The organism is Serratia sp. (in: enterobacteria) (genome assembly GCF_046715635.1).
GTDB lineage: Bacteria > Pseudomonadota > Gammaproteobacteria > Enterobacterales > Enterobacteriaceae > Chania.
Map to the genome: position 1 here is coordinate 1 of NZ_JBKJYW010000163.1, position 7478 is coordinate 7478.

Annotated in this window: 4 protein-coding genes and 1 pseudogene; 3 read left to right on the forward strand and 2 right to left on the reverse strand. The window is 57.0% G+C overall.

All coding sequences use genetic code 11. The features are described 5' to 3' along the window. Together ACLQ7H_RS08200 and ACLQ7H_RS08205 are read left to right on the forward strand one after the other, a co-directional pair. Positions 1-166: pseudogene (locus tag ACLQ7H_RS08200) on the forward strand (FAD-dependent oxidoreductase); the annotation flags it as partial. 295 nt (positions 167-461) lie between these two features. Further along, a complete protein-coding gene (locus tag ACLQ7H_RS08205; RefSeq protein WP_411752241.1) occupies positions 462-998 on the forward strand; it encodes a glycine zipper 2TM domain-containing protein in 537 nt (178 codons plus the stop codon). 205 nt (positions 999-1203) lie between these two features. Here the strand turns inward: ACLQ7H_RS08205 and mfd are convergent, their stop codons facing one another. Beyond that, on the reverse strand, positions 1204-4680 hold the full coding sequence (mfd, locus tag ACLQ7H_RS08210; RefSeq protein WP_411752242.1) for a transcription-repair coupling factor: 3477 nt from the start codon (positions 4678-4680) through the stop codon (positions 1204-1206). A 348-nt stretch (positions 4681-5028) separates the two neighbouring features. After that, positions 5029-6009, reverse strand: coding sequence for a threo-3-hydroxy-L-aspartate ammonia-lyase (locus ACLQ7H_RS08215; protein WP_411752243.1), 981 nt, complete (start codon positions 6007-6009; stop codon positions 5029-5031). Between the two features lie 244 nt (positions 6010-6253). Here ACLQ7H_RS08215 and lolC point away from each other — a divergent pair, with 244 nt between their 5' ends. Continuing rightward, positions 6254-7456, forward strand: coding sequence for a lipoprotein-releasing ABC transporter permease subunit LolC (gene lolC, locus ACLQ7H_RS08220; RefSeq protein ID WP_411752244.1), 1203 nt, complete (start codon positions 6254-6256; stop codon positions 7454-7456). Positions 7457-7478 lie beyond the last annotated feature (22 nt).

Below are 7478 nucleotides of genomic sequence, written 5' to 3' on the forward strand. Positions count from 1 at the left end.
CCTGATGCGCGGTTCAATGATGGTCGAAGGGCGTATCGCCCGCGTGGTGTATATTTCACTGTACCGTATGCACCAGGTAGCGCTGCATGGTTATACCAAAACCGGCCTGATGATGTTGGTGGGGGGGATCAACCGCGTGATCCGTCCGCGCCTGAAGATGCACTGATGTTTTAACCCGCTCGATCGGTTGATGAAAACCCACGTAGGCTTGCCGCGTGGGTTTTTTTATTGCCGTGAGAGAGGGGGCGGGCATGGTTAGGATTCCTCTCAATTCATTGGTTTTGGCCCATTTTAAGAGCGTTTTGCTCATTGAGTCTTATTGCGAGGGTGAACTTCCTTGTGCAGACTTTAGAGAGTTTACAGACGGTGCGTCACGCACGCCGTAAACCGGGAGAGCGCTTGTGATTAATGCGAGCTGGCTCGGTGCTTAATGCGTGGTAACACATTCAGGAGGATTTCCTGTGAACAAATCAATGATAGCCGGTGTTGGGATTGGTATTGCAGCCGCTCTGGGAATTGCTGCCGTGGCCGGTCTGGACGTATTTACTCCCGGCCCACAATATGCGCAGGTTCTCGCCGCAACACCGATCAAAGAAACCGTCAAAACCCCTCGCCAGGAATGCCGGAACGTCACGGTGACCCATCGTGCACCGGTTCAGGATGAAAACCGCATTGCAGGTTCCGTACTGGGTGCGGTTGCCGGGGGCGTGATTGGTCACCAGTTTGGCGGCGGCCGGGGTCGTGATGTTGCGACCGTGGTAGGTGCGCTGGGTGGTGGGTATGCCGGTCACCAGGTGCAGGGTGCCTTGCAGGACAACGATACTACCACCAGCACGCAGCAGCGCTGCAAAACGGTGTATGACAAGTCGCAGAAAATGCTGGGCTATGACGTGACTTACAAGATTGGCGACCAGCAGGGCAAGATCCGCATGGATCACGATCCAGGCACCCAGATCCCGCTGGATAAAAGCGGACAGTTGGTGCTGACCAAGGTCTGATCTTCGGCATTTACCCCTCACCCCAACCCTCTCCCACAGGGAGAGGGAGCCGTTCTGGCGTCGTATTCAAGTACTGTGATTTATCTTTTTTCCCCGCAGAAGAGAGCTATTCAGTGCGGTTGTCCGGCAGGATTTTGTCGCGGATAGCGAACTCGGTCAGTCCCCTCTCCTTTTGGGAGAGGGTTAGGGTGAAGGACATTGACCATCAAACTGCCAAAGTATGCTCTCTGAACGCCGCCAGCAGCTCGCCGATAAACTTCAGTCGTTCGGCCCGGTCAGTGAGATCCAGCATAAACTTCAGCTTAGTCGGCCCATCCAGGCGGTAAACCTGCGGTTTGCTTTGCAGCAAGCCAATCAGATAACCCGGATCGACCCGGTTCTTCTCGCCAAACTCGATAAAGCCCCCGCGTTCGTTACCTTCGATACGTTTGATCCCCAGTAGCTGTGCCTGTTGACGCATCGCCGCGCTTTGCAGCAGGTTACGCGCCGCATCCGGCAGCAGGCCAAAGCGATCGATCAGCTCAACCTTCAGCTCCTCCAGTTCACCCTCATTTTTAGCGCTGGCAATGCGTTTATAGAAGGACAAACGGGTGTTCACGTCTGGGATAAAGTCATCGGGTAGCAGCGCTGGCATGCGCAGTTCCACTTCCGTTTGATTGCTGGTGAGATCTTCCAGCGAAGGCTCGCGCCCGTTCTTCAGGGCGTCGACGGCGCTTTCCAACAGCTCCATATACAGAGAGAAGCCCACGGTGGTCATCTGGCCGCTTTGGTCTTCCCCAAGCAGTTCGCCAGCACCACGGATTTCCAAATCGTGGGTGGCGAGCGCGAACCCTGCCCCCAAATCTTCCAGCGAGGCAATCGCTTCCAACCGCTTGTGCGCGTCGGTGCTCATGACCTTCGGGTTCGGTGTTAACAGATAAGCATAGGCCTGATGGTGCGAACGCCCGACGCGGCCACGCAGCTGATGCAGCTGTGCCAGGCCAAAGCGGTCTGCCCGTTCGATAATGATGGTATTGGCGCTGGGGATATCGATGCCGGTTTCAATAATGGTGGTACAGACCAGCACGTTGAAGCGCTGGTGGTGGAAATCGTTCATCACCCGCTCCAGATCGCGTTCCCGCATCTGGCCGTGGCCAATGGCAATCCGCGCTTCTGGCACCAGCTCCACCAGGCGTTCGGCGGCCTTATCGATATTCTCGACGTCGTTATACAGGTAATACACCTGGCCGCCGCGCAGTACCTCACGCAGGATGGCCTCGCGTACCACCAGGCTGTCGTACTCGCGGACAAAGGTTTTCACTGCCAGACGGCGGGCCGGTGGGGTAGCAATGATCGACAGGTCGCGCATGCCGCTCATGGCCATATTCAGGGTGCGCGGGATTGGCGTGGCGGTTAACGTCAGAATATCTACGTCTGCACGCATTGCCTTGATGCGCTCTTTGTGACGTACGCCAAAGCGGTGTTCTTCATCAACCACCAACAGCCCCAGATCTTTCCAGCGCAGATCGCTCTGCAACAGCTTATGGGTGCCAATGAGGATATCGACTTTGCCTTCGGCCGCCTGTTCAAGGATCTGCTGCTGCTCTTTGGCGCTGCGAAAACGCGACATCATTTCGATGCGGATTGGCCAGGTGGCAAAGCGATCGCGGAAGTTGTCGAAGTGCTGTTGCGCCAGCAAGGTTGTCGGCACCAGTACCGCGACCTGCTTACCGTTTTCGACGGCCAGGAAGGCGGCACGCATCGCGACTTCGGTTTTACCAAAGCCGACGTCGCCGCAGACCAGGCGATCCATCGCCAGTGGCTGGCACATGTCGCTCAGTACCGCGTTGATGGCCTGTTCCTGATCCGGAGTGGTCTCAAACGGGAAGGTCTGGCAAAACAACTGATACTGCTCACGATTATGTTTGAACGCAAAGCCGGTCTTGGCGGCACGCTGGGCGTAGATGTCCAACAGCTCGGCGGCCACGTCACGTACGCGTTCGGCGGCTTTCTGCCTGGCTCGCGACCAGACATCCCCGCCAAGCCGGTGCAGCGGGGCGTTTTCGTCGGCTCCCCCGGCATAGCGGCTGATCAGGTGCAGGGAAGAGACCGGCACGTAGAGTTTGTCTTCACCGGCGTAGGAGAGGATCAGATATTCCGCTTTGATGCCTCCGGCTTCCAGCGTCGTCAGGCCAACGTAGCGGCCAACGCCGTGTTCCAGATGCACTACCGGCTGCCCTGGGTGCAGTTCTGCCAGGTTGCGGATCAGGGTATCGGTATTGATGGTGCGGCGATTATCCTGCCGACGGCGGCTGACGCGTTCACCGAGCAGATCGCTTTCGCAGATCAACGCCCGGTCACGCAGCGTATCCAGGAAGCCACGTTCGGAGGCACCGACCATCATATAGCGGCCCGACGCTTCGACCTCATCCAGATGATGGATCAGGCTGGTACTCAGCTTGATGCGGCCAAGCAGATCTTGCAGGGTTTCGCGGCGGCCTTCACTCTCTACCGAGAAGACTACGCCACCGGTGAAGCTTTCAATAAAGCGTCGCAGATTATCCAGGGGTGCCTTCTGCTGGGCCTGGACGGCCAGATCCGGCAGGGTTTGATAGCCCAGGTTGGTGCAACCGGCTTTGGCAGGCAGCTCCTCGGTTTTCAACGCCATCCGCGGCCAGGCTTTCAGCTCGGCAAACAGCGCATCGACCCGCAGCCATAGGGTTTCCGGGGCCAGCAGCGGCCGCATCGGATCGATCCGCCGGTTCTCATAGCGTTGATTGACATCGAGCCAGAAACGCTCGGCTGCTCCTTCCAGGTTGCCGGTGTTGACGAGCAGCGTATTGGCTGGCAGATAGCTGAACAAGGAAGGCAGCGGCTGGCTGAAAAACAGCGGTTGCCAGTATTCGATACCGGCAGGCCAGGTGCCTTTACTCACTTGTTGATAAATATGTTCGGCGTCGCGGCGTACTTCAAACTGTTCACGCCACTGGCTGCGGAACAGCTCAATGGCGGCCTTATCGGTCGGGAACTCGTGCGCTGGCAGCAGATTGATGGCTTCAACTTCACTCAAGGTGCGTTGGTTATCCACATCAAAGGTGCGCAGGCTGTCGATCTCGTCGTCGAAAAAGTCGATGCGATAGGGCTCTTCGCTGCCCATGGGATACAGATCCAGCAGCGCACCGCGTGTAGCAAATTCGCCATGTTCCATCACCTGATCGACGCTGCGGTAACCGGCCTGTTCCAACTGTGCCCGCAGCAGATCCCGCGACAGCCGTTGGCCCTTTTTCATCACCAACGCATGGCCATGCAGGAACTCATGTGGGCAGACGCGTTGCATCAGCGTGTTCACCGGCAAAATGATGATGCCACGTGCCATGGTCGGCAGATGATACAGGCTGGAAAGCCGCGCCGAGATGATTTCCTGATGGGGCGAAAAGCTATCGTACGGCAGCGTTTCCCAGTCGGAAAGGGTGGTCACCATCTGATCGGTAAACTGCTGGATTTCGTCACGCAACCGCAATGCATTTTGCATATCCGGGGCGATGAGCATCACCGGGCCGGGATGGCGTTCGGCGATTTCGGCGCATTCAACGGCACAGGCAGATCCGGTGAGCTGTCCTAGCTGGCGTAAATCGCCCGCGCGGTCAGGAAGAGAGTAACGGTAGGAGGATGCGGAGCTGCGGCTATTATCAGAAATGCTCATTCAGTTATCTTTAATCAATGAAATGAATAACAGTTTTTGTGGTGTTCACCGTGGCGCTTGACGCGTGAATACCACAAAACCCTGTTTACCTGGCGCTTGGCTAAAGCTAACCCGTGCTCCCTCACCCCACCCCTCTCCCCAAGAAAAGGAAGCCAGAACGGTGTTGCGATTAGGTACGGAGTATGGCTGTGGCACAGTCGGCTCCCTCTCCCTTTGGGAGAGGGGTGGGGTGAGGGGACTATCAAGTGGTTCAAGCCCATCACCTTTTACCTTGGTTATACTAGCCCAGCGGTTTATAAACTGACACCAGTAATCGCGGGTGAGAGGCTTCCGTTGGCGGTTATTTGGTCAATCCTGCGCCATGGTGAGGTACTGGCCGATTTTATCGACGTCCACGTTGCCACCACTGACGATCACCCCGACTTTTTTGCCCCGCAGATCGATGAGCTGATTCATCGCCGCAGCGGCAGCCAGGCAACCGGTCGGTTCGACCACCATCTTCATCCGCTCCATAAAGAAACGCATTTGCTGGCATAGCTGTTGGTCGGTCACCGTCAGAATATCTTCCACATAGTGTTGAATGATCGGGAAGGTGAGATTGCCTACCTGCTGGGTTTGTGCGCCGTCGGCAATGGTTTTTGGTACCGGGATCCATACTTTTTCACCGCTGCGGAACGCCTGTTGCACATCGTTGCCCGCTTCGGGTTCGACGCCAAATACCCGGCAGCCGGGCGACCAGTGATGTGCCGCAATGGCGCATCCAGAGAGCAGCCCGCCGCCACCGGTACAAACCAACAAAATATCCAGCGGGCCAACTTCTTCGATCAATTCCTTAGCTGCGGTGCCCTGGCCAGCCATTACCTGCGGATAATCGTAAGGCGGGATCACCGTTAAGCCCTGTTCCGCCGCTAGCCGTTGGGTGATGGCTTCCCGGTCTTCGGTTTGTCGCTGATAGATCACCACGTTTGCACCGTAGCCTCGGGTTGCCGCCAGTTTGGCCGCGGGGGCGTCATGCGGCATCACGATAGTGACGTTCACTCCAAGCTCACGGGCCGCCAACGCCATGGCCTGCGCATGGTTACCGGATGAGAAGGCTATCACTCCGGCCTGGCGCTGAGCTGGGGTCAACTGGCTGATGGCGTTATAGGCCCCACGGAATTTAAAGGCCCCAATGCGCTGGAAATTCTCGCACTTGAAAAAGAGCTGGGCACCGGCGATCTCATCCGCCTGGCGGGAAGTCATTACTGGTGTGCGGATCGCGTGGTTTTGCAGGATTTCGGCCGCTTTGGCAATATCGGCGGCGGTGATGCAGTGGGACGTAACGGTCATGGCTACCTCATGTGGTTGGCATTGATTCGTTCAGTCTATTAATTTGCCCGTTGTAAACGGATTGTCAAACGGTTAAACGGCTATCAGCGGAAACAACCGTGTCTTCAGGAAGGTCAAAATCCGGCATTTTCTGTAAACCCGTGCAAACATGATGAATAAAACCGGCCGGGTGGTTCCATAAACCCGGTAGAGCCTTTATTATCCTTGATCACTTTGCTTAAGCTACGGCAACAAAACGGATTTCATGTATCAACCTGTCGCGTTATTTATTGGCCTGCGTTATATGCGCGGGCGAGCATCAGACCGCTTTGGGCGGTTTGTTTCCTGGCTATCCACCATCGGCATTACGTTGGGGGTGATGGCGCTGGTGACCGTGCTTTCGGTGATGAATGGCTTCGAGAAAGATCTCGAAAACAACATCCTGGGGCTTATGCCGCAGGCGCTGATCACCAGCAAACAGGGCTCCATCAACCCTGAGCAGCTGCCAGCCTCCGCCGTACAAAGCCTGCAAGGTGTCACCCGTGTCACCCCGCTTACCACTGGCGATGTGGTGCTGCAAAGCGCCCGTAGCGTGGCCGTGGGTGTGCTGTTGGGAGTTGATCCTCAACAGCCCGATCCGCTGACGCCTTATCTGGTCAACGTTAAACAGCAACAGCTGCAACCGGGCGAGTACAACCTGATTATTGGTGAGCAGCTTGCCGGGCAGTTGGGCGTCAAGCGTGGCGATCGGTTGCGCCTGATGGTGCCGAGCGCCAGCCAGTTCACCCCGATGGGCCGCATCCCGAGCCAACGTCTGTTCACCGTAATTGGCACCTTCCACGCTAATAGCGAAGTGGACGGCTATCAGTTGTTGGCGAACCAGCAAGATGCTTCACGTCTGATGCGCTACCCGGCGGGCAATATCACCGGCTGGCGTTTGTTCCTGCAACAGCCGTTGACCGTGGACACCCTTAGCCAGCAAACGCTGCCGGAAGGCACCCAGTGGAAAGACTGGCGCGAACGCAAGGGCGAGCTGTTCCAGGCGGTGCGCATGGAGAAAAACATGATGGGGCTGTTGCTTAGCCTGATCGTGGCGGTGGCGGCATTCAATATCATTACCTCGCTGGGCCTGTTGGTGATGGAGAAGCAGGGCGAAGTGGCCATTCTGCAAACCCTGGGCCTGACGCGACGGCAGATCATGTCGGTCTTTATGGTGCAGGGGGCTAGCGCCGGGATTATCGGCTCGTTGCTGGGCACGCTGTTAGGCGTTCTGCTTGCCACCAATCTGAACAACCTGATGCCGATCCTTGGCGCGTTGATCGACGGGGCTTCTCTGCCAGTGGCGGTTGACCCTATCCAGGTGACGATCATTGCCGTAGTGGCGATGGCGGTCTCGCTGTTATCCACGCTTTACCCTTCATGGCGCGCTGCCGCCGTACAACCCGCTGAGGCTTTACGTTATGAGTAACCATCCTTTATTGCAGTGTGAG